Here is a 23096-nt window from a genome sequence, read left to right on the forward strand (position 1 = left end):
GTCAATCGTCCAGCTTCGATCCCCAATCGGCGATCAGGCGCTCCAGCTCCTCCAGCGGCAGCGGCTTGCTGAAGAAATACCCCTGATAGGCCAGGCAGGCATGGTGTTTGAGGAAGCTCAACTGGGCTTCCGTCTCCACCCCCTCGGCGATTACATCGTGTTTGAAGTTCTTCGCCATGTCGATGATGCTCTGCACCATGCCCGCATCGCTCTGGTCCACGGTGATGTCGCGCACGAAGCTCTTGTCGATCTTGAGCTGGTCCAGCGGCAGCTTCTTCAGATAGGAGAGCGAGGAATAGCCGGTACCGAAATCGTCCAGCGACAGCTGCACCCCGAGCGCCTTGAGCTTGCGCATCTTCTCCACCACATCACCGATGTCGTTCAGCACCACGCCTTCGGTCAGTTCCAGCTTCAAGCGCGCCGGCTGCACGCCGTGCCGCTGCAGGATGGCGGCCAGATGCTCCACGAAATCATGCATGGCGAACTGGTGGGCGCTGACATTGACCGCCATCGTCAGCCCCGACCTGAGCGGATCGTCCGCCCACAGGACCAGCTGTGCGCAGGCATGGTGCAGCACCCAGTCGCCCAACTCCACGATCAGCATGCTCTCCTCCGCCACCGGGATGAACTTCGCGGGCGGGATCATGCCGCGCACAGGATGTTGCCAGCGCAACAGCGCCTCGACGCCCACCAGCTTGCGTTCGTTGTCCACCTGCACCTGGTAATGCAACTGCAGCTCTTCGTTCTCGATGGCGCGGCGCAGGTCGTTCTCCAGCATGGCGCGCGTATCCAGATCGTGCTGCAGGCCGGGATCGTAGAAACGCACCGTGTTGCGTCCCGCGTTCTTGGCCTGATACATGGCCACGTCCGCGTGCTTGATCAGGTCGTCCGTGTTCTCCTCGCCGTCGTGGAACAACTCCACGCCGATACTGGGCGAGCTGTAATGCTCGTGTTCCTTGAGTTGATACGGGTGTGCCAGCGAATCGCGGATCTTCTCCGCCACCAATCCCGCCTTGTGCGACGCCTCTTCGCGATCGGCACCTATCCCCTCCAGCACCACCACGAACTCGTCGCCGCCCAGCCTCGCCACCGTGTCGATCTCGCGCACGCAGCCCTTGATGCGCTCCGCCACCTCCACCAGCAGCAGGTCGCCGTAATCGTGGCCCAGCGTATCGTTCAGCACTTTGAAACGATCCAGGTCGATGAACAGCAAGGCACCGAAATCCCCGTTCCGCGCCGAGGCCGCCAGCGCATTCTGCAACCGGTCCAGGAACAGGCGGCGGTTAGGCAGCCGCGTCAGCGCATCGTAGAACGCCAGGCCGCGTATCTCTTCCTCGTTGCGCTTGCGTTCGGTGATGTCGCTGAAGATGGCCACATAGTTGATCGTGCTGCCGGCTTCGTCCTTCACGGCGGTGATGGTCATCCATTTCGGATAGATCTCGCCGTTCTTGCGCCTGTCCCATATCTCGCCCGACCATGCGCCCTGCTCCAGCAACTGCCGCCACATCGCCTTGTAGAAATCCGCATCGTGACGACCCGAGCTCATGATGCGCGGATTCATCCCCGCCACCTCCCATGCGCGATAACCGGTGATCTGGGTGAATGCATGGTTCACGCGCAGGATGTTGGACTGTGCGTCGGTGATCAGGATCGCATCGTGCGTCTCGAAGGCGGCCGCCGCCACGCGCAACTGCTCCTCGTCGCGTTTGCGCGCGGTGATGTCCTGCACCATGCCCACCGAACGCAAAGGTCTACCGGTGTCATCGTAGGTGGTGCGGCAATGCTCGCGCACCCACTTGATACGCCCGTCCGCGAACAGCAGACGGTGTTCGATGTCGTAAGCCCCCCCCTCGCGCAGGGAGCGTTGATAGGCGGCATCCACCGCGTCGCGGTCATCCGGATGGATGGCTTGCTGGAATCGCTCGTAATTGGGGACGACGCTATCGCGCTCCAGTTCCAGGATGCGGAAGGTCTCGTCGGACCAGATCAACTCGCCGGTATCCGGCACGAACTCCCAACTGCCCAGTTGCCCCAGACGCTGCGCCTCGTTGAGCAGGTCCTGCTGGTGCTGCAAACGGTCGGCATCGCGCTTGCGGCGCGAGATGTCGCGACAGAACGCCATGAACCGCCGGCTCTCGGCATCGAATGTGACCGCCATCTCGACATCCACCAGGCTGCCGTCCTTGCGCCGGTGCCGCGTCTCGAAACGGTCGTGCCCGCGCGCGATGATGCGGTCGATATGCGCTTTCACCTCCTCCGGGCGTTCATTGGCCTCCAGCTGGCTGATATGCATGCCCACCAGTTCCTGCACGGTATAACCCGTGATCCGCGCATAGGACGCGTTCGCCTCCTCCAGCACGCCATCGGCACTGGTCATCCAGTAGCCGTCCATCGCCGCCTCGACCACCTGGTGGTGGCGCAACATCACCTCTTCCACCTTCATGCGTTCGGTGATGTCCTCGAACACGGTGGCGAACTGCATCCTGGCCGGTGAAAAGACCGAGATGGCAAAGACCTGTCGCATCGGTTCGAAGCGCGTATCGAAATGATCCGGCTGTCCGGTCAGCGCAACCGCCGCATACCGGTCGAGATAGGGCGCTTGCTGTGTCCCATAGGCCTCGCTGGCCCGGTGTCCGATCACGTCGGCACGGCGCAGGCCGGTGATGGTCTCGTACGCTGGATTGACATCCAGCAGCACATAATCGACCGGCACGCCGGATGCGTCGAGCACCAGTTCGTGCAGCGCGACACCTTCGGTCATGCTGTCGAACAGGGCATGGAATTTGTTCTCACTGTCCCTCAACGCATGTTCGGCCTGCTTGCGCCCGCTGATGTCGCGGCTGAACACGTAGAAATGGCCATCACGGAAGGTCGCCGATACCTCGATGTCGATCACACTGCCGTCCTTGCGCCGGTGCCGTGTCTCGAAGCGGTCGCGCCCCAGCGCGATGATCTTGTCGATGTGCGCCTTCACATCCTCCGGCCGTTCATTGGCCTCCAGCTGGCTGATGTGCATGGTCAGCAGTTCCTGCACGGTGTAGCCGGACATGCGCGCATAGGCCTCGTTCGCCTCCAGCAGGAAGCCGTCGGCGCTGGTCATCCAGTAGCCGTCCATCGCGGTCTCGACCACATGGTGATGGCGCAGCATCACCTCTTCCACCTTCTTGCGCTCGGTGATGTCGCGGCTGGCGGCATACATGTACAGCTCGCCGTCGATCTCCACGCCGGTGGCACAGACCTCGACATCGAGCAAGGTCCCGTCATTGCGCTTGTGCTTCGTCTCGAAGATGGCGCTCTTGCCGTTCAGCTGGCGGAAGCGCTCGGCCAGCTCATCGCTGCTGAACTGGTCGTCCCAGTCACGCACATTGAGCTGCAGCGCCTCCTCGCGCGCATAGCCCAGCATGTTGCAGAAGGCGGCATTGACCTCGATCAGCTTGCCCTGCGCATCCATCACATGCACGCCTTCCATGGAGTTGTCGCGCAGCGCGAAGTTGCGTTTGAGTTGCGCTTCGATCTGCCGCAGGTAGCTGCGCCGCGCCGAGATATCCAGTCCGAGGCCGACCAGCACCGGGCTGCCGTCGAACATCACGCGCCGTCCGGTGAAATGGTAGGGGATGTGCGTACCCCATGCCGTCAGCAGCGATGCCTCCGCCTCGGATTCGCCGCGCTCGAACACCTCGCGGATACGTGCCTCGATCACCCTTCTATCCTCGCCCTCGAACAGCTCCAGCGCGTTCTTGCCGTCCAGTCCGTTCGCGCCGACGCCGAGCACCTGCTCGAAGTTGCGGTTCCACATCAGGAAGGTGCCATCCATACCGACCATGTAGAACACGCCGGGCAGCGAGTCGATCAACTCCTTGCGGAAGGCGTTCTCGCGCTCCAGCACATCGCCGGCTGTGAGTTTCTCCAGCATGATGTTCAGCGATCGCACCAGTTCGCGGATCTCACCGCTCCCCTTTTCGCGCAAATGCGGCGGACGGTGATCGTCCGCGATCTCGCGCGCGGCGACGGCGATGCGTTTGAGCGGACTCAGGATGACACGCAGCACCAGCATGAATACGCCGGATGCCAGCAGCATCAGCAGCAATGCATTGAGCTGGCTGCGCCAGGGGATGCCGATCTCGTCCATCTGCAGCGCCTGTTGCGGGACATGGTAAGCCAGCAACAGGAAGCGCGCGGGATCGTCACGGTCGAACACCACCTTTTCCGCAGCCAGATAGCCGCCCCGCCCGTCCGGGGACTGACGCAGGGGCAGGCAGGAACCCGCATCCGTGGCGAACTTGCTGCGCAGGACGGGGAAGTCATCGCGGATATCGCCCACCCCGCCACCTGTGTCGAAGACAAAGGCACGACGCTTGTCCGGATGCGCGAGGTAATAGCCTTGCTGATCGGTGATGTAGGTCTGGATGCCGGATGGCAACCCTTTGCTGACGGCTGCCAGCAGCGATGTCACATCCATGTTCAGCACCAGCATGCCGAAGCGTCGCCCCTGTTCGTCGAACACCGCTGTCACCGCGCGCAAGGTCGGCCGGTGCGGCACTTCGGCCTGTCCGTGCTCCTGATCGAGATCGAAGCGCGACAGATGGACCTGGCCCGCCGACAGCGCGAGACCCGCCTGGAAATAATCGCGGTCGCCCTTGCGCTGCAGTTCGCGCGGCGGCGCCACCCGGAAGCGTCCTTCCGTCGTGCGGTCGACGCGCACCAGTTCGCGCCCGTCGTCGGCCAGCCCGATGTAGCGAGCCTGGAAGTATTCCGGGTGGGCGTCCAGATAAGCACCGAAGATATCCTGCAAACGGCGTTCCCACTCCTGACGGGTATTGTTCTCGCGCGGATCTATGCCACCGTTGCGGATGGCCCGCATGATGCCGCCGATCGGCGGCGTATGGGAGAGGAAGACTGCATCCCGCTTCAGCGTCTCGACCTGCAATTGCAGACGCTCGCGCTCGACATGCAGCGCCGCATCCAGCGCGGATTCGCGCTCCATCAGGTGTTCGGTCTTAAGCCGCTGGTTCTCGTTCCACGTCCACAGCAGCCCGCCCGCCGCCACCAGCCCCAGCGCCAGCAAAGTGATGCGGGTCGAGAGGCTGATGTCGGCGGGCTTCATCGGGTGCTCACTCCATCTGTTGCCGTGCGAAACAAAGGTCTTGCCAGGCCTTGGCCTTCTCGGCCGGGCTGCGCAGCAGGTAGGCCGGATGGTAGGTGATGATGAGCGGCGTACCGTGGAAATCATGCAGCGTGCCGCGCAGCGAGCCCAGCGGTACATCGCGGCCGAGCAGCGCAGTGGCGGCGGTCTTGCCCAGCGCGACGATGAGTTTCGGCTGGATCAGCGCGATCTGCCGTTGCAGGTAAGGCAGGCAGGCGGAGATCTCGTCCGGCTCGGGATTGCGGTTGCCGGGCGGGCGGCATTTGACGACATTGGCGATGTACACCTTCTCGCCGCGCTTCAAGCCGATGGAGAACAGCATATTGTCGAGCAGTTTGCCCGCCTGCCCCACGAACGGCTCGCCCTGCGCATCCTCGTCTGCGCCCGGCCCTTCGCCGACGAACAGCCAGTCGGCCTGTTCGTCGCCGACGCCGAACACGGTCTGCGTGCAACCGGCGCGCAGCTTGCAAACGGCGCAGTCCCGCACTCTTTCTTTCAGCGCAGCCCAGTCCAGCGATGCGATCTCCGGGACCGATGCGACATCGGGGATCTCAACGACTGACGGCGCTTTTGCGACAGGTGCTTCCGCTTTCACTTGAGGGAGCACTTCAGCCACTGCGGGCATAACGGGCTCGGCGACGACCGCTTCCGGCACGGGCACACCGCGCCGTACCCAGAGCGGATACAGGTTCAGTTCTCGCAGCACGTTTTCATCGCGAACGTTCACAGGCCCCTTCCCATCAATATCGCATCCTCACGCCCGGCATGGCCCGGATAGTAATCGCGGCGCAGGCCGATGTCACTGAAACCCGCGCTGCGATACAGGGCAATGGCGGAAGCATTCGACGCGCGCACTTCCAGCACCATGCGCCGCATCTCTTTCTTCCTGGCCAGCGCCAGCATCTCGCCCAGCAACATCCTGCCCTGCCCCTGTCGCTGTTGCGAAGAAGCGATGGCGATATTTAGCAACTCCGCCTCATCCACCGCCAGCATCATCACGGCATAACCGATCAACGCTCCCGCATCCGTCTCGTATACCTTGCACGCATAACCGCTGCGCAGGGCATCGCTGAAATTGCCCAGCGTCCACGGGTGCGCATGCACTGCGCGCTCGATGGCGAGCACATCATCCAGGTCCGACTCCTTCATGGCGCGCAGGATCATGCCGCGCGTTCGCGTGTGGTCAGCGCGACCTTGTCGCGCAGATAGAGCGGCAAGGCCAGCGCGGCATCCACCGCATTGCCCTGCGCAAATTCGACTGCCGCCAGCCGCACCACGGCCTCGGCCTGCGGCACGGCCTGCGCATCCACACCATCCAGTTGCGCGGCATAGCGTTGCTGCAAGACCTCGCTCACGGCGAAGCCGCTGCCGCAGCCGAACCAGCCGTCTCCAGCGAGGGCCGGCGCATCCTCGGCCTTGCACAGACAGGGCTCCAAGACAGTGCGCCAGACATCGGCCTCCTTCGCATAGGCCGCCAAATAGATCTCGCCCATGCGCGCATCCAGCGCGGCGATGACTTTATCCTTTTCGCTCGCCTCGGCCAGTGCCTGCAAGGTACACACGCCCACCACATTCACATCGACACCGAACGCCAAACCTTGAGCCACCCCGCAGGCGATGCGCACGCCGGTGAACGAACCCGGCCCTTTACCGAAGGCGATGCCTTCGACTTCCCTAATCCTGATCCCTGCATCCTGAAGCACGGCATCGACCATGGCCATCAGCACTTCCGAATGTTTCTGCCCCACCTTCTCGCTGCGCGCGCTGATGGTACCGCCCTGCCACAGGGCGACGGAGCAATATTCGGTGGAGGTCTCTATGGCAAGGATGCGCATCAATTCGCCAGCAACAGCACCACCGCCTGCGCCGCGATGCCTTCGCCGCGCCCGGTGTAGCCGAGCTTCTCGGTGGTGGTCGCCTTCACATTGACAGCACTCTTCTCCAGACGCAGGTCGGCGGCGATGTTGTCGACCATCGAATGGATATGCGGTGCCATCTTGGGCGCCTGCGCGATGATGGTGGCGTCAACGTTGCCGACGCGATATCCCGCCTCGCGCACCAGATGCAGCGTCTCGCGCAGCAGGATGCGGCTGTCGATGTTCTTGAACTTCGCGTCGGTGTCGGAAAAATGCCTGCCGATGTCGCCCAGCGCCGCCGCGCCCAGCAGCGCGTCGCAAATAGCGTGCAACAGCACATCGGCATCGGAATGGCCGAGCAGGCCTTTCTCATACGGGATATCCACCCCGCCGATGATGAGCTTGCGCCCCTCGACCAGTTGATGGACGTCGAAACCTTGTCCGATGCGCATGCTCATGTCCTCTTCTGCAGCAGGAGTTCTGCCAGCTCGATGTCTTGCGGATAGGTCACTTTGAAATTGCTGCTGTCACTCGCCACCAGTTTCGGTTGCAGGCCCATCGCCTCGATGGCCGAGGCTTCGTCGGTGACCGTGACACTGCGTGCCAGGGCTTCGGCCAGCAGTCCGGCGCGGAACATCTGCGGCGTCTGTGCCTGCCACAGGCCTTCGCGCGGCTCGGTGTGGGCAATGCGCTGCTGGGCGTCGGCGCGCTTGAGCGTATCCGCCACCGGCACGGCAAGGATGCCGCCCACCGGGTCGTCGCGCAATTCGGCGATCATGCGCGTCAGCAGATGCTGCGTCAGACAGGGGCGCGCCGCGTCGTGCACGAGCACCCAGTCGTCCGGCTCCAGCTCGGAAGCGAGCAGGCCGTTGGCCACGCTCTCGGCGCGGGTGGCACCGCCGCAATACAGCGGCTCCAGCTTGCCGCCGCAATGCGACCAGTCGTAACGCGCGAAATATTCATCATCGGGGGCCAGCACCACGAACACCGTCCTGATCTGCGGACTGGCGCACAGCGTGGTGAGCGCATGCCAGATCATGGGGCGACCGGCGAGGTCGAGGTATTGCTTGGGCAGTTCGTGGCCCATGCGGGCACCGAAACCGGCAGCGGGGACTAGGGCGTGGAATTCTGGCATGGGCGCGAGTCTACCAAACTTCGCGTGCATCAACTGAGCGTGAAACCACCATCCAGAACCTGCAGACAGGCATCGACCACTTGCGCGTCGAACAATGTGCCGCGCCCGGCAGCGAGCTCCGCCCGTGCCGCTTCGATGCCCAATGCGGGGCGGTAGGGACGGTGGCTCACCATCGATTCGACCACGTCCGCGACCGCCACGATGCGCGCTTCCAGCGCAATGGCTTCGCCCTTCAGTCCCTGCGGATAGCCGGAACCGTCGACGCGCTCGTGATGCTGGTGGGCGATGTCCGCCACCGGCCAGGGGAAGCGCACCTCCCTCAGGATGTCATAACCCATGCGCGCATGTTCCCGCACGATGCGCAGCTCGATGTCGGTCAGATGGGCCGGCTTGCTCAGCACTTCCGCCGGGATGCCGATCTTGCCGATGTCGTGGATGGTGGCACCGAGGCGGATGCCCTTGATGCGCTCATCCTCCAATCCCAGCTTGTGCGCAATGGCGCAGGACAGATCGGCCACCCTGCGCTGGTGACCGGCCGTATAGGGATCGCGCAGTTCCACCGCCATCGATACGGTATGGATGGTGCCTTCCAATGCCTGCTCCAGCACCCGCTGCTGTTCGTTCAATGCCTTCTCGGCGAACATGCTCGCGGTCACATCCTGCACCGTACCCAGCGAACGCAAGGGTCTGCCGTCGGCGTCGAACATCGTCTCGCATTTCTCCAGCACGTATTTGACCCGGCCGTCCTTCATCAACAGGCGGTGATGGATCTGGTAGGCAGAGCGGTTCTTCAGCGAATCCTCATAGGCCTTGCTCACTTCCTCGCGATCCTCCGGATGGATGGCATCCAGGAAAGCATCGTAGGTCGCGCCGAAGCGCTGCTGATCGATCTCGAAGATGCGGAATATCTCGTCCGACCACTTGAGTTCGTTCTTGATCAGATAGAGTTCCCAATGGCCCAGATGGGCCATGCGCTGCGCTTCGGCCAGTCGCTGCTGGCTGGAGCGCAAGGCTTCCTCCATCGTGATCCGGTCCGAGATGTCGACCGAGATACCGAGCAGGTGGGTCGCCTGCCCCGCATCGTCATACAGGCCGGTCTTGAAGGTGTGCAGCCAGCGCTCGCTGCCGTCGGCGATCTTGATAGGCTCGGCGGGGATCTCCAGCAACTTGCGACTTTCCAGCACCGCCCTGTCCTTCTGCGTGAAGGCATCCGCCTGCTCCTTAGGGAAGAAATCGTAATCATTCTTGCCCAGCAGATCCTCGCGCCGGTAGCCCAGCAACTGTTCCCCCGCACGGTTGAACAGCTCGAACCTCAGATGTTCGGCATCTTTCAGGAACACCATGGCAGGGATGTTCTCCACGATGGAGCCGAGCAGCGCCTGTGACTGTTTCAGCTCATCCCTGATGCGCAGGCGCTCGCTGATGTCGAGGAAGGTCACCACCGCGCCGTGCACCCGCCCATCCTTGACCACCGGATACGACCAGTATTCGGCGGGGAAAGAGGTGCCGTCCTTGCGCCACAACAGTTCGCTGTCGGAATGGAAGGAACGGCCGGAGTGGATGGAGGCATAGTTCGGGCAATCCTTGTAGCGATAGGGCGAACCATCGGCACGGGTGTGGTGTGTCAGCCTATGCATGTTCTGCCCGACCAGCTCCGCCGCATCGGCATACCCCAGCACCTTCACACCCGCCACGTTGATGAAGGTGCAGTTGCCGTCCATGTCCTGCCCGAAGATGGCGTGCGCCATGGAATTTGCAAGCAACGTGGCCTCGGCCTCGGTCTGCTCGATCTTGCGTATATCCTTGTCCTGCCGCCGTGCGCTGAAGAACAGGCCCAGCAGGCCCACCCCCCAGATCAGACCATGCCCGGCGACCATCACGTTGCGTCCGCGCGCCTCCGCCGCCAGCATGCCATCGATGGGGATGGCGATACTCACCCCGCCGCGGATATCGCCCAGTTTGTCGCCATATTTCGCATGGCATTTGAGGCACTCCTGCTCCGTCACCATGGGCCGCATATAGCGATAGTAGGTCTGCCCCGCTGCCGATGTATCGATCTGCCCCCATTCCTTCGCGCCGCGCGCAAAGGCGTCCAGCGCCTGCCGCTCCCAGGCATCCGCCGCATTGTTCGGATTGATCGGTTTGTGGCTGCCGATGTGACCGCGCAGCTCACCGCCGCTGTGCGCCATGCCCTCGTGCACCAGGCGCACCACATAGGAAGAGTTCAGCAGAGTGAGCTGCTTGCCGGACGGCGTGGTGATGTCTCGCTCCGGCACATGCGCCAGCCACGGACTGGGTTGCACACGGCTGTCCACCGGCACATAGATACCCCCGCTGTGGATTATCCAGTTGCGGTATTCCATGTCCATGGCATGGATGGAGACCGCCTGCGCGTGCAGCGAAGTATCGAAGGCATGCTGCTGGGAATACAGTGACCAGCCGAGGGAGGCGGCGATGACCACGCTCCATGCCAGCATGAGGAAGCGTGTGCTGCGTTTGAGCAAAGCGTGCCGGGAAAGCTGGGCGGAAGCCATATGCGTGACCATCCTCCTGAGGGATTTATGTTTTCTCAGGATGATACACGAGCGCGGCGCGGCGGATGGCGGCGGTATAATGCGCGCCCTTTGCTTCGAGTTCCGCCATGCTGTTCGTTTCGCCCCATCCCCAGCCCCGCTACACCAACCTGACCGGTTCGTCCGATTCGCTCGCCCTCGCGCAGTTCGCCACCTCCCGCGTGCCATTGGTGATCGTCACCGCCGATGCACTGGAGGCACAACGGCTGGTGGAGGAGATCCCCTTCTTCGATCCGGCGCTGAGGGTGGACCTGCTGCCGGACTGGGAGACCCTGCCCTACGACCATTTTTCCCCGCACCAGGACCTGATCTCGGAACGCCTCGCCACGCTGCACCAGATCCGCACCAATTCCTGCGATGTGGTGGTGGTGCCGGTGACCACGGCGCTCTACCCGCTGCCGCCGGTGAGCTACCTGGCGGCCTACACCTTCTTCCTGAAGAAAGGCGAAGCGCTCGATCTGGACGGCTTCCGCAACCAGATGACTCTGGCCGGTTACACCCATGTGCAGCAGGTGCTGACACCGGGTGAATATTGCGTGCGCGGCGGCCTGATCGACCTGTTCCCCATGGGCAGCATGCTGCCGTTCCGCATCGACCTGTTCGACGACGAGATCGAGACCATCGCCACCTTCGACGTGGATACGCAGCGCACGCTGTACCCGGTGCCGGAGATCCGCCTGCTGCCCGCGCGCGAATTCCCGCTGGACGAGAAGGGGCAAGCCACCTTCCGCCAGAACTTCCGCGAACGCTTCGAGGGCGACCCGTCCAGATCGCGCATCTACAAGGATGTGAGCAAGGGCATCGCCCCGGCCGGTATCGAGTATTACCTGCCGCTGTTCTTCGAGCAGACCGCGACCTTGTTCGACTACCTGCCCGCCAATGCCACCTTGTGCCTGCATCACGATGTCGATGCCGCCATCCAGCAGTTCGCGCAGGATGCCGCCTCGCGCTACAACCTGCTGCGCGGCGATCCGCAGCATCCTTTGCTGGAAACGAAGGAGCTGTTCCTGAGCGCGGAGCAGTTCTTCGTGAAGGCGAAGGACTTCGCGCGTCTGGACATCGCACTGAACGACAGCGGTGCGAACGCCTCCGCCTGCCCCACCTCGACACTGCCCGACATCGCCGTGGACCGCCGCGCCGAGATCCCCACGCAGAAGTTCGCCGACTTCCTGCGCGACTACGACGGGCGCGTGCTGTTGCTGGCCGACAGCCTGGGCCGCCGCGAGATCATGTCCAACTACCTTGAGGAATACGGACTGGCACCGGCGGTGTGCGAAGACTATGCAGCGTTCCTCGAAAGTCGCGAGAAGTTCATGCTCGGTGTGGCCACTGTCGGCAATGGCTTCCTGCTCACGGATGAAAACATCGCGCTGGTGACAGAAAGCGAGCTGTATGCCACGCCGTCACGCGCACGCATCTCGCGCACCGCCAAGAAGAGCAATGTCGAAGGCATGCTGCGCGACCTGTCCGAGCTCAAGCCGGGCGACCCGGTGGTGCACGAGCAACACGGCATCGCGCGCTATCACGGGCTGGTCAATCTCGACATGGGCGAAGGCGAGAACGAGTTCCTGCTGCTGGAATATGCGGACGAAGCCAAGCTGTATGTGCCGGTGTCGCAACTGCATGTGATCGGCCGTTACAGCGGCGGTGCACCCGAGACCGCGCCGCTGCACAAGCTGGGCAGCGGCGCATGGGACAAGGCCAAACGCCGCGCCATGCAACAGGTGCGCGACACCGCCGCCGAGTTGCTCAACATCTACGCCCAGCGCGCGCTGCGCAAAGGCCATGCGTTCAAGTTCAACTATCACGACTACGAAGCCTTCGCCGCCGGTTTCGGTTTCGAGGAGACGGCCGACCAGGCCGCCGCCATCGAAGCCGTCATCCTCGACCTGCAATCCGGCAAACCGATGGACCGCCTGATCTGCGGCGACGTCGGCTTCGGCAAGACCGAGGTAGCGCTGCGCGCCGCCTTCATCGCCGCGATGGAAGGCAAGCAGGTGGCCGTTCTCGCCCCGACCACGCTACTGGTCGAGCAACACTTCCAGAACTTCTCCAACCGCTTCGCCGACTTCCCGATCAAGCTCGCCGAGCTGTCACGCTTCCGTTCCACCAAGGAGACCACGCAGGCGCTGAAGGACCTGGCGGACGGCAGGGTAGATATCGTCATCGGCACGCACAAGCTGATCCAGAAAGATGTGAAGTTCCACAATCTCGGCCTGGTCATCCTCGACGAAGAACACCGCTTCGGCGTACAACAGAAGGAAAGACTGAAGGCGCTGCGCGCCGAAGTGGACGTGCTCACGCTCACCGCCACGCCCATCCCAAGAACCTTGGCCATGTCGCTGGAAGGCCTGCGCGACTTCTCGGTGATCGCCACCGCGCCGCAGCGCCGCCTGTCCATCAAGACCTTCGTCAGCAACTACAGCGCAGGCGTGATCCGTGAAGCCGTGCTGCGCGAACTCAAGCGCGGCGGGCAGGTGTACTTCCTGCACAACGAAGTGGACACCATGCCCAACATGCTGGAGAAACTGACCGAGTTGCTACCCGAGGCGCGCATCCGCATGGCGCACGGCCAGATGGGCGAACGCGATCTGGAAGCCGTGATGCGCGACTTCACCCACCAGCGCTTCAATGTGCTGCTCTGCTCCACCATCATCGAGACCGGCATCGACGTACCGACCGCCAACACCATCATCATGAACCGCGCCGACCGCTTCGGCCTCGCGCAGTTGCACCAGTTGCGCGGCCGCGTCGGACGCTCGCACCACCAGGCTTATGCCTACCTGCTGGTGGACAACAATGAAGGCCTCACCGCACAGGCCAAGAAACGTCTGGAAGCCATCCAGGCCATGGAACAACTGGGCAGCGGCTTCTATCTCGCCATGCACGATCTGGAGATACGCGGCGCGGGCGAAGTGCTGGGTGAATCGCAGAGCGGCGAGATGCAGGAGATCGGCTTCTCGCTCTACAACGACATGCTCAATGCCGCCATCAAATCTCTTAAGGCCGGCCACGAGCCGGACATGGCGCACCCACTGGGCGTCACCACCGAGATCAACCTGCACACCCCCGCCCTGCTGCCGGACGACTACTGCGGCGACATCCACCAGCGGCTGGTCATCTACAAACGCCTCGCCAACTGCAACACGCAGGAAGAGCTGGACGACATGCAGCAGGAACTCATCGACCGCTTCGGCTTGCTGCCAGAGCCGGCACAGACCCTGCTTGACTGCCACCGCCTGCGCATCCTCGCCAAACCGCTTGGCATCCAGAAGGTGGATGCCTCATCTGAGGCCATCGTCATCCAGTTCGTCCCCAACCCGCCCATCGACCCGATGAAGATCATCACCATGATCCAGAGTAAACGTCACATCAAGATGGCGGGTCAGGACAAGCTGAGGATCGAATTGAAGTACGGGGAGTTGAAGCAGAGGGTGTTGGCGATTGTGAATTTCTTCAAGGAGCTGGGTTAGCCCTCACACCACCACATGCATGCCTTTCAAAAATCGCCCCTTGCGCACCACTGCGAGGCCTACTGCTCACTTGCACCGCTTGTAATCGCTGCGCATCGCTCTTCCGGCTTGTTGCAAATTACCGTTACACGGCAAGCCCACTCAATGCCGTCTTCTATGATTGCAAGTTTCCCATTGGTGACCTCAGACTTATGGAGGGCTTTGCTCTCACAGTTTTCATTGATAAGTTTGTAGCCCCCCCGGGCAATGCAAGCAAACTTCGCATCATTCCGGGCCGTAATCTGGGCCTTTGATTTATCCCTGTCCGCCATACTAAACGTCATTTCTTTAGATGGCACCAAAGTACAATCTCGGGAGCGTGGTTCATGTGGCGTAGGCTTATACACGCCCGGTGCAGAAGTCTGCGCCCCCCCTCCACTCGCGCCGTTGTGCGAACTGCCTAGTTCACTCTGATTCTGGGTTGTCAAGTATGAACCTTGATTCACGGCAGCAGATTGCTGGCGATAGGTATCATTCCTCGCCGCAACCTCTCTCTGCCGCCGATCTGCCCCACGTTTCGCCTCAGCATTCTCCCTGCGCCGCCGTTCAGCTTCACCTGCCGCAGACGCCCGAGCCATGGCCTCAGCATACCCCGATCGCAGTTGCTGGTCCCTGGCTTCCGCTGCATTCAAAGCATTAAGCACTCCGGCAAACATGGCTGCAGAACTCACCTCATTCTCAGCTTCCGCTTCGGCACGTCGCCGCTCCTTTTCGGCTTCATACTCACGTTGGCGTGCTTCCTCTGCGATGTGAGCCTTTTCGTCTGTCACTTTTTGGCGTGCTACAGCCAGAATCTTCTTGTCATGCCCGCTTCTTGCCGCCTTGGCCGCCTTGGCAAGTTCCTTTTCGCTGCATGCAAAGTCTCGCGCATGAGTGCAATCGTTGGCCCGGTCGATAGCTGTCTTGAAATCCTCCTTGTCCACTTGGTCGAACTGATCGGACATCTCCAGCAGGCTGGACATGTCATCATCGGCAACCATGCTCTTCTTCGCCGCAAGCGCGGGCGTGCAGAAGATCGCCATGACAATCAGGGCAGTCGGGAGCAACAGGAATTTACGCAATGAAGTGATTTTCATGACACCTTTCAATATGTGGCCGCTGCTTCCTGCTTCGCTTTCTGGAAAACCATCCTCATCCCGGCACGCACCGCCGTCTATCGCCGCATCGTCATGGGCTTGACGCCGGGTATTTTTCGAGGGGTAAAAGGGTAAGAAAACCAAAGGGCAATGCTGCCGTTTCACGGCAGCGTCCTGGCTAGGCGGAAGCCGTTATAGAAGGCCCGGTCCGCCGGACTCTTCCAGCATCTGGCATCCGCCGCGCGCGACAACTCCGCAGAGTAGTTCCACGAACCGCAGCGATACATGCGCTCGGTGCAATTATTGTCATAACAGTTTTCCATCCATTCCGCCACGTTGCCGCTCATGTCGTGCAGGCCGTAGCCGTTCGCCTGTTTCTGCCCGACCGGATGACTTTTTCCTCCGCTGTTGTTCTCATACCATGCCACCGCATCAATGTTGTTGCCGCCACAGTATTCAGTCTGGCTGCCGCCATAGCAGGCGTACTCCCATTCGGCCTCGTTGGGCAGGCGGTATTGCTTGCCGGTCATCCGGTTGAGCTTGGTGAGGAATTCCTGAATTTCGTTCCAGCTCACATACTCCACCGGACAATTGTCGCCGCAGTCTCTAAAGAGGCTCGGGTTGTTGCCCATAATCGCCTTCCACTGCCCCTGCGTAACTTCGTGCTTGCCGATCGCATAGTTCTTGCCGGGGATGGCTACCATACCTAGCTCGAATAGCCGGATAGTCTCTTCCTCTTGGCGGCGCTTGCCTTCTGCGGTTAACTCCAGCGGGCTTAACTGCACCTCGACCTTCTTCATCACACCGTCGCCCATGCGGATTTCCTGCTCGAACAGCCGGGGCTCGTGGTCGGCATCCACCGTCATCTGCACGCGCAGCTTGAGCCTGCCTTCCGGCACCTTCAAATCCAGCGGGCATTCGCCCTTGAACTTGTCGTTGATGTACACCTCCGCGCCGTCAGCGTCGCCGTCGCAGACGATGCGTAGCGCGGAACCGGCGGCGTGTGCGTTGAAAGACGCCAGCAGCAAGAGGGAAAGGAGCGGTGTAAGCCAAATTGGTTTCATGTGATTTCCTTTAGTGCGATATATTCCGATAGGTCGTGAGGCAAGGCATCAGAAGAACTTGTAGCCAACAGATAGCGACAGCCAATACTTTCCCTCATATTGATAAGGGGCTGCCGCATTACTCCCCAAGCGGTCTTGCCCGACTAACACACCCGCCTGAAAGCCTGTCCCCTTGTCTATAGAGAAGATCACACCTGCCGCCCAGGAAAATCCACTGCGATTGATGGTACCGCCGCCGTTTGCCAGCGCAACCGGAATGTTATTCACCCACCCTGCGGAAACAACGGGGGTAACCGCCCCCTGATTGTCCTGAAAACGGTAGCCCACATAGGGGCCTATAGTGCTGGAACCGCCGAAAGATTTGTCTGATAGTTGGTACTTGAAGGGCACTATCAGTGCGCCAAACGTCCAGCCGTAGCGGGTGTGTGGAATGTTTTCCACGGCAGCTTTATCCAGAACGTAAGCGCCATGTGTATCAACGGGTTGACTGCCGTCAGAAGCAACACGGTCTTTATCAGCAGTGACGTACTTCCAGCCGAGACCTGCAAAGATTTTTGAAAATAGCGGTAATTCATCAGTTGGCTCCACATGAACATTTTGACCATCACCGGGTTTGACATTAAGGAACTTAACCGTGAGTTTATTGGTTTTTTTGTCATCATTCGATACGGTAAAAATGGTGCTTTCGGGGGCAAAGTAATCCCCTGATTCATCCGCCGATTTTTTTATCTTGGTAACATCGACAAGAAGTTGAACCTTGTCGCCTTTCCAGTCATATTCATCGCTAGGGGCGGTTGCTGGTACGCTGGAGGCGGCTACGGCTTGGGCAGAAGCGGGGGACTCAGCAGCAAAGACGCTGCATCCGCGGCTTAATAAGAAGAACGCGAGAAACCAGGAAATCAGTTTCCTGGAAAGCGACCAATAATTAGATGAATCCCAGCAAGAAGTTGAGTTCGCATCAACTCCGCCAGATTGCGAAAGAACTACAGGATACGATGTATTGCGAAGAGACAGGAAAAACGTGATGCCGGGTGCTGCTGAGTGCTGAGTGCTGACGGTGCAGATCATCTTCAATTTCCCTTTTTCAAAGAATCAACTGTCTGACAGATTTTCAGGGGCAGCGAACCGCCCTGGTGAATCCTGTTTTTCTTACCTGCGCCAAACTGCCAATCGCCCGGTTATACACGCTGTCGGCCGATCTGGTGGCGGTTTGACGTGTATGCCTTCCGCAAAACGCCCTCAAGCACTAAAACCTGTATTTATTCCAGGAATCGGGTTTAAACGTTTTCCACCATCCACAGATTTCGTTCTCGCTGAATAGTATTTCTCTTTTCAACCTTGCAGCATCTCCCATTTGGGATATGCCCCTCACTTCACCGAAACTGCCCGAGCCGTGCCACCAGTTCGCTCTGTCTATGCACACCGAGTTTTGCGTAGATGGCCTTGATCTGCATGCGCGTGGTGCCGATGGTGGTGTTGCGCGCGGCGGAGATGGCTTCGGGGGAATGGCCTTCGGCGAGCCAGAGCGCCACGTCGGCTTCGGCCTCGGTCAAGCGGTAAACCATGCGGAGCAGGTCTTTCATGCGCCCGCAATCGGATTGCGCGCCACGGACGACGACCAGCGCACGCGCATCAAATCCGAAGGCGTAATCGCGGCGCGGCATGGGCAGGATATCCAGCAGCAATGGTTTATTGTTAATGCTCTGCACGACCACGGTGCCCGCCAATGGTGCGCCAGGCTTGAGCAGGCCGTCAGTTGCTGCATCAATGGCTTTATTCAATGTTTGAGTCTCAGCAAAAATGGCTGTGGCCAGCACACCTTGTTTGAGACGCAGGGCATTGCCCGTGCTCAGCATCGCTTCCGCTGCGGGCGTCATCGCTTTCACTATGCCCAGTGCATCGCAGACGAATACGGTCAGAGACAGCGCTTCCAAGGCACCCGCCACCAGCAACGTGCCCTGATGCTCCAATGCCATCTGGGTCCTGACCGCCGCCCGCACGTGCGGCGCGATGGAGGCGAACACGGCGCGCTGCGCGTCGCCGATCTCGCCTTGGCGCGAAGAGCGCATGACAGCCATCCCGACCAGCATGTTGTCTTCTTTGACGAGGGGTGTCAGACAGATATATGGTGTGTCGTAACGATGGGCGAATTCATTGAGGAACTGGTTGGTACGTCGCTCTTTGCGCGTGACGTGATCGCAGCTTGCCCTTACTTCCAACACGGGACCATCCGAGCCCATACGGACGTAGGGATTAATTGCAGGATTACTGCCGCCATTGGCAATGAAATCTTCACCCCAGTCCGAACCGAGGCCGGCAGCCCAATTGAAAGGCACGGCATGCGCCGAGCCGAGCCCGATCAACTGTCCGGCACATGAGCCCGTCGCACGTGCAAGACCATCCAGTGCATCGAGCCAGTTACCGCTCCCCACGGCAGCCGCATTAAAAGCATCGGCAACGGAAAGCCAATGTTCATCACTCCTCAGCATCATCCCTCCCTTTTGATGGACTAGCCCCAGAATTTCGTTACTATGTTGTTTTATATCGAAAACAAAATTATGTAAACGATTTAATAATAACCCAAGCACCCCGGACGGAGTGCTTCCTACTCGCACTACCTTCATATCCTCGCCACGTCCTTGGGCATGAGCAAACTAGATGCCTCAAGCGAGACCATCGTCATCCAGTTCGTCCCCAATCCACCGATAGGCCCGATGTAGATCATCACGTTGATCCAGAGCCGGCACTACGTGAAGATGTCGGGACAGGACAGACTGCGTATCGAACTGAAGCATGAAGACCTGGAACAGCAGGTGCTTGTGATGGTGAGTGTAAAAAAAAGAGGCGTAGGGTGCAGCGAGTGCAACGGATGTACAAATCATACGGCGCAATGCCCGTTGGTTATTGCGCCCTGGCGCGCTAGAATGCGGCCAGTCACCTCACCGCAAGGAGTGTCGTCATGCAACAACTAGACCGCATCACCAGCAATCCCCTCGTCATGGGTGGCAAGCCGTGCATCCGTGGTCAACGCGTAACGGTAGGGACACTCATCGGCTTGGTCGCCAGCGGAAAAACAACTGAGCAGATTCTTACCCTTTACCCCTACATTGAAGCAGAAGATATCACTCAGGCATTGCGTTATGCCGCATGGCGCTCTGAAGAGATTGAGTTGCCTCTAGTCGCGGCATGACATTGCGTTTGCTGGTCGACATGAACCTCTCGCCTTCATGGGTGGAGGTTCTACGCAAGGCCGGATTCGAAGCAGAACACTGGTCTCAACTTGGCAAGCTCGATGCCCCGGACAGTGAACTTTTCGAATGGGCAAGGACGCACGAGCACATCGTCTTCACCCATGATCTCGATTTCGGCGCAATGCTGAACGCGACCCAGGCAGAATCTCCCAGTGTTTTCCAGATACGTACCAACGACGTAAGCCCCGAAGCCCTTTCTCCCCGAACTATTGATCTATTGCATCGCTTCACGCCACAACTTTCTTCCGGCGCTCTGGTGGTCGTGGACGAGTATCGCGAGCGCGTCAGGGTGTTGCCGTTGAGAAGTAGCTTCAGCGCAAAGTGAAGCCCGTTGCAGAACCTGTTGGCTCAAGAATCGTTCACAATTTTGGATATCGCTCATGAACTCTGTCGACTGGATAGGCAGCGCCGCTGCAATACTTACCACCACCGCATTCATACCGCAGGCGCTAAAGGTATGGCACACCCGCCACACCGCCGACATCTCGCTGGGGATGTATGCCATGTTCACGCTGGGCGTGGCGCTGTGGCTGGCATATGGCATCCTGCTGCAGGCATGGCCCATCATCGTCGCCAACAGCATCACACTGCTGCTGGCTGGGGCCGTGCTGGTGATGAAGCTACGCTTCGGCTAGAAAATGTTCATTCCTGGCCCGCTCAGATCGAACGTGCCGGGTCACTACGTTACTTCTTTCCGTGCTTCCCCCACCATTCCCGCCGCTGCTGCCCATTCATGAACGTCCAGGCCAGCAAGCGGCTTTTCTTCTGCCCTTGCGCCATTTCGATGGTGCGGCTGTCTACCGCGCCTGCATGTTGCAAAGCACTGTAGGCCTGCGGCAAGCTGGTGGATTTTGAGATCAGGGTGGTGAACCACAGGCAGTGTTCGCCGCCGCTTGCACTCTCTTCGATCATGCGGGTGACAAAGGCCTCTTCGCCGCCCTCGCAACACAACTCCATACTCTGTCCGCCGAAGTTCAGCACCGGTTTTTTGTGTTTGTTGTGTTCCTTGCCGAGGTTCTGCCATTTGCGTTGCGCGCCTTTTCTGGCTTCGGCGAGCGAAGCATGGAACGGCGGGTTGCTCAGGGTGAGCGCGAAATATTCGTCGGCGTAGGTGACGCCGGAGAAGATGTCTGCGCTGGAAGCTTGCAAGCGCAGCTCGACGGCTTCGCTCAGTTTGTTTTCTTCGATGATATGCCGGGCATTCTCCAGTGCGACTTCATCGATATCCGTACCGACGAAATGCCAGCCGTAGCTGGCGTTGGCGATGAGCGGATAGATGCAGTTCGCGCCCACGCCGATGTCGAGCACGCGTACCGCATCGCCGCGCGGGATCTCGCCGCCGTTGCTCTCGGCCAGCAGATCGGCGAGATAGTGGAGGTAGTCGGCGCGGCCGGGGATGGGCGGACACAGGTATTGGTCGGGGATGTCCCATTCCCTGACCTGGTAATGCTGCTTCAGCAGTGCACGGTTGAGCGCTTTCACCGCCGCCGGATCGGCGAAGTCTATCGACTCGTTGCCGTAGGCATTCACCGCCACATAGGTTGCCAATTCAGGGCTGACGGCAACGAGTCGCGCGAAGTCGTAACGCTCACGATGCGGGTTGCGCGGGTGCAGATTGGTTTTGGTCTGGACTTGGGACATGGCGGATGGATGTGAAGCCGAGGCGCGTCATTCTATACAAACCGCCAGGCCGCTCTGCCCCATCCATGACAAAAATGAACTTCCGTCGCTTGCGCGGCTGCCGATGAACTAAAATACGCCCCCTTTTGAACCGAACGACCCCGCGTCCGCGCAGGATGCCCGACCGCACATGAACCTCATCCTCCAAGCCCTGCATCCTATCCCCGCCGTCCAGATCGAACACATCGCCAGTCTGGCCGGTACGGCTCGCATCGAACAGATCACGCCGCACGCCTGTCGTCTGCGCGATGCGGAGCCGCACGAGATCATCGCGGAATATTGTCAGGCCCATCAGATCGATTGCGGATACGTGCCGCAGGGCAAGCACTTGGGCGACTTCGGCCTGCTGGTGATGGACATGGATTCCACGCTGATCTCCATCGAGTGCATCGACGAGATCGCCGACATGCAGGGCCTCAAACCGCAGGTGGCCGAGATCACCGAAGCGGCGATGCGCGGCGAGATGGACTTCGCCGAGAGCCTGCGCCGCCGCGTGGCCTTGCTGAAAGGGTTGGACGAATCGGCCTTGCAGCGCGTCTACGACGAGCGCCTGCAACTCAATCCCGGTGCGGAGAAGATGCTGGCCGCGATGAAGCGGCACGGCATCAAGACGATGCTGGTGTCCGGCGGTTTCGTGTTCTTCACCGAGCGTCTGAAAGCGCGCCTCGGCCTCGACTACGCGCACGCCAACACGCTGGAGATCGTGGATGGGAAACTCACCGGCAAGGTGTTGGGCGACATCGTGGATGCACAGGGCAAAGCCGACTGGCTGAACCGGGTGCGCGAGGAACTGGGCTTGGGCCGCGAACAGGTGATCGCCATGGGCGACGGTGCGAACGACCTGAAGATGATGGCGCAGGCCGGCGTCAGCATGGCCTACCACGCCAAGCCGGTGGTGCGCGCACAGGCCAGCCATGCACTGAACTTCGTCGGGCTGGACGGCCTGGTCACGCTGTTCGAGCAGGCATGAGCCCCGCCATCGCGGCATCGGTCACCGATCGCGCGGGTCCCGCCCTCTTCCAGGCCTGACGGGCACTGCGACACTCAGGCTGAAGAACGCACAGGCTCCGGCAACTCGGCCTCCCCCAGCGATTTCCTCATACCCTTGTTGCGATACATCGCATCGTCGGCGGCATCGACCAGCTCCATCCCGTTCACACCGTCCGCCGGATAGAACGCCACCCCGGCACTGACGCCCAGCTTCAGCGTTTGACCGCGCACCTCGAACGGGCGGGACAAGGCCACGGTTATCTTGCGGATCACGCGATCCGCATCCGCCGTGCTCTCCGCATCGGCGAGCAGGATAGCGAACTCATCGCCACCGAGACGCGCCACCGTATCGCTCTCGCGCACACCGCTCTCGATACGCACCGCCGCCAGTTTCAGCACCACATCGCCGACACGGTGGCCGAAGCGGTCGTTGATCGGCTTGAAATCATCCAGATCGAGGAAGATCACCGCGAAACTGCGCTGTTCGCGCCTGGCCACGACCAGTGCATGCGCCAGCCGGTCGTTGAACAACTGGCGGTTGGGCAATCCGGTCAGCGCATCGTGATAGGCCATCTGCATCGGCCGCAGCTGGAAACTGAGCATGAACGGCACGCAGATGACGGCCAGCAGGCCGGCATCGGTCATGGCGCGTATCCAGACCGGATAGCCATGCGCCTCCATCACCGGGTCGACGGTGACCATCAGCAGCAACTCAGCAAGGGCGATGAGCCCCAGCAACAGGAAGAAATGGCGCATCGGGATGCCTTCTTTCATGGAACCCTCCGGATCAGGTGTACAACAAGTTGGCCGCTTGAC

The 23096-nt window shown here is 60.7% G+C and carries 18 protein-coding genes; 5 read left to right on the forward strand and 13 right to left on the reverse strand.

Annotated features, from left to right (window positions below; genetic code table 11):
* Position 1: 1 nt before the first annotated feature.
* From ACYPYQ_RS09665 to ACYPYQ_RS09695, 7 genes are read right to left on the reverse strand one after another with little or no spacing between them, the layout of a single operon-like run.
* Complete coding sequence (locus ACYPYQ_RS09665) at positions 2-5104, reverse strand: bifunctional diguanylate cyclase/phosphodiesterase (RefSeq protein WP_459723564.1); 5103 nt, start codon at positions 5102-5104, stop codon at positions 2-4.
* 7 nt (positions 5105-5111) lie between these two features.
* Positions 5112-5870, reverse strand: coding sequence for a uracil-DNA glycosylase (locus ACYPYQ_RS09670; protein WP_459723569.1), 759 nt, complete (start codon positions 5868-5870; stop codon positions 5112-5114).
* Complete coding sequence (gene rimI / locus ACYPYQ_RS09675) at positions 5867-6307, reverse strand: ribosomal protein S18-alanine N-acetyltransferase (protein WP_459723572.1); 441 nt, start codon at positions 6305-6307, stop codon at positions 5867-5869. Before rimI ends, ACYPYQ_RS09670 begins: the two co-directional genes overlap by 4 nt.
* Positions 6304-6978, reverse strand: a complete 675-nt coding sequence (tsaB, locus tag ACYPYQ_RS09680; RefSeq protein ID WP_459723576.1) for a tRNA (adenosine(37)-N6)-threonylcarbamoyltransferase complex dimerization subunit type 1 TsaB — start codon at positions 6976-6978, stop codon at positions 6304-6306. Before tsaB ends, rimI begins: the two co-directional genes overlap by 4 nt.
* Positions 6978-7451 carry a 2-C-methyl-D-erythritol 2,4-cyclodiphosphate synthase gene (ispF, locus tag ACYPYQ_RS09685; protein ID WP_459723820.1) on the reverse strand — a complete coding sequence of 158 codons (474 nt, stop codon included), beginning with the start codon at positions 7449-7451 and terminating at the stop codon, positions 6978-6980. The genes tsaB and ispF overlap by 1 nt, the downstream gene beginning before the upstream one ends.
* Before the next feature lie 2 nt (positions 7452-7453).
* Positions 7454-8134, reverse strand: a complete 681-nt coding sequence (gene ispD / locus ACYPYQ_RS09690; RefSeq protein WP_459723579.1) for a 2-C-methyl-D-erythritol 4-phosphate cytidylyltransferase — start codon at positions 8132-8134, stop codon at positions 7454-7456.
* A 29-nt stretch (positions 8135-8163) separates the two neighbouring features.
* A complete protein-coding gene (locus tag ACYPYQ_RS09695) occupies positions 8164-10668 on the reverse strand; it encodes a PAS domain S-box protein (RefSeq protein WP_459723581.1) in 2505 nt (834 codons plus the stop codon).
* Between the two features lie 107 nt (positions 10669-10775).
* On the opposite strand from ACYPYQ_RS09695, the gene mfd reads away from it, so the two are divergent.
* The gene (gene mfd / locus ACYPYQ_RS09700; RefSeq protein ID WP_459723584.1) at positions 10776-14180 is read left to right on the forward strand and encodes a transcription-repair coupling factor; all 3405 of its coding nucleotides are present in this window, start codon (positions 10776-10778) and stop codon (positions 14178-14180) included.
* 59 nt (positions 14181-14239) lie between these two features.
* On the opposite strand, the gene ACYPYQ_RS09705 is transcribed toward mfd, so the two are convergent.
* From ACYPYQ_RS09705 to ACYPYQ_RS09720, 4 genes are all read right to left on the reverse strand, one after another.
* The gene (locus ACYPYQ_RS09705; RefSeq protein WP_459723586.1) at positions 14240-15460 is read right to left on the reverse strand and encodes a hypothetical protein; all 1221 of its coding nucleotides are present in this window, start codon (positions 15458-15460) and stop codon (positions 14240-14242) included.
* Entirely contained in the window at positions 15457-16359 is a 903-nt protein-coding gene (locus tag ACYPYQ_RS09710; RefSeq protein ID WP_459723588.1) for a formylglycine-generating enzyme family protein, read from the reverse strand. Before ACYPYQ_RS09710 ends, ACYPYQ_RS09705 begins: the two co-directional genes overlap by 4 nt.
* A gap of 48 nt (positions 16360-16407) precedes the next feature.
* Entirely contained in the window at positions 16408-17427 is a 1020-nt protein-coding gene (locus ACYPYQ_RS09715; RefSeq protein ID WP_459723590.1) for a hypothetical protein, read from the reverse strand.
* 305 nt (positions 17428-17732) lie between these two features.
* Positions 17733-18983 (reverse strand): helix-turn-helix transcriptional regulator, encoded by a 1251-nt coding sequence (locus ACYPYQ_RS09720; protein ID WP_459723592.1) that lies wholly within the window; start codon positions 18981-18983, stop codon positions 17733-17735.
* Positions 18984-19318: 335 nt separating this feature from the next.
* Between ACYPYQ_RS09720 and ACYPYQ_RS09725 the strand changes: the two genes are divergently transcribed.
* The 3 genes from ACYPYQ_RS09725 to ACYPYQ_RS09735 are packed head-to-tail and all read left to right on the forward strand — an operon-like array spanning position 19319 to position 20245.
* Positions 19319-19549 (forward strand): DUF433 domain-containing protein, encoded by a 231-nt coding sequence (locus tag ACYPYQ_RS09725; RefSeq protein WP_459723594.1) that lies wholly within the window; start codon positions 19319-19321, stop codon positions 19547-19549.
* Positions 19546-19935: a DUF5615 family PIN-like protein gene (locus ACYPYQ_RS09730; protein WP_459723596.1), complete on the forward strand. Its 390-nt coding sequence runs from the start codon at positions 19546-19548 to the stop codon at positions 19933-19935. The genes ACYPYQ_RS09725 and ACYPYQ_RS09730 overlap by 4 nt, the downstream gene beginning before the upstream one ends.
* A gap of 55 nt (positions 19936-19990) precedes the next feature.
* Entirely contained in the window at positions 19991-20245 is a 255-nt protein-coding gene (locus tag ACYPYQ_RS09735; RefSeq protein WP_459723599.1) for a SemiSWEET transporter, read from the forward strand.
* A 49-nt stretch (positions 20246-20294) separates the two neighbouring features.
* Here ACYPYQ_RS09735 and rlmF read toward each other — a convergent pair whose 3' ends face one another.
* Positions 20295-21251 (reverse strand): 23S rRNA (adenine(1618)-N(6))-methyltransferase RlmF, encoded by a 957-nt coding sequence (gene rlmF, locus ACYPYQ_RS09740; protein WP_459723601.1) that lies wholly within the window; start codon positions 21249-21251, stop codon positions 20295-20297.
* A gap of 169 nt (positions 21252-21420) precedes the next feature.
* Here rlmF and serB point away from each other — a divergent pair, with 169 nt between their 5' ends.
* Entirely contained in the window at positions 21421-22260 is an 840-nt protein-coding gene (serB, locus tag ACYPYQ_RS09745) for a phosphoserine phosphatase SerB (protein WP_459723602.1), read from the forward strand.
* 74 nt (positions 22261-22334) lie between these two features.
* On the opposite strand, the gene ACYPYQ_RS09750 is transcribed toward serB, so the two are convergent.
* A complete protein-coding gene (locus ACYPYQ_RS09750; RefSeq protein ID WP_459723604.1) occupies positions 22335-23054 on the reverse strand; it encodes a diguanylate cyclase domain-containing protein in 720 nt (239 codons plus the stop codon).
* Between the last annotated feature and the right edge of the window lie 42 nt (positions 23055-23096).

Source organism: Sideroxyarcus sp. TK5 (genome assembly GCF_054601595.1).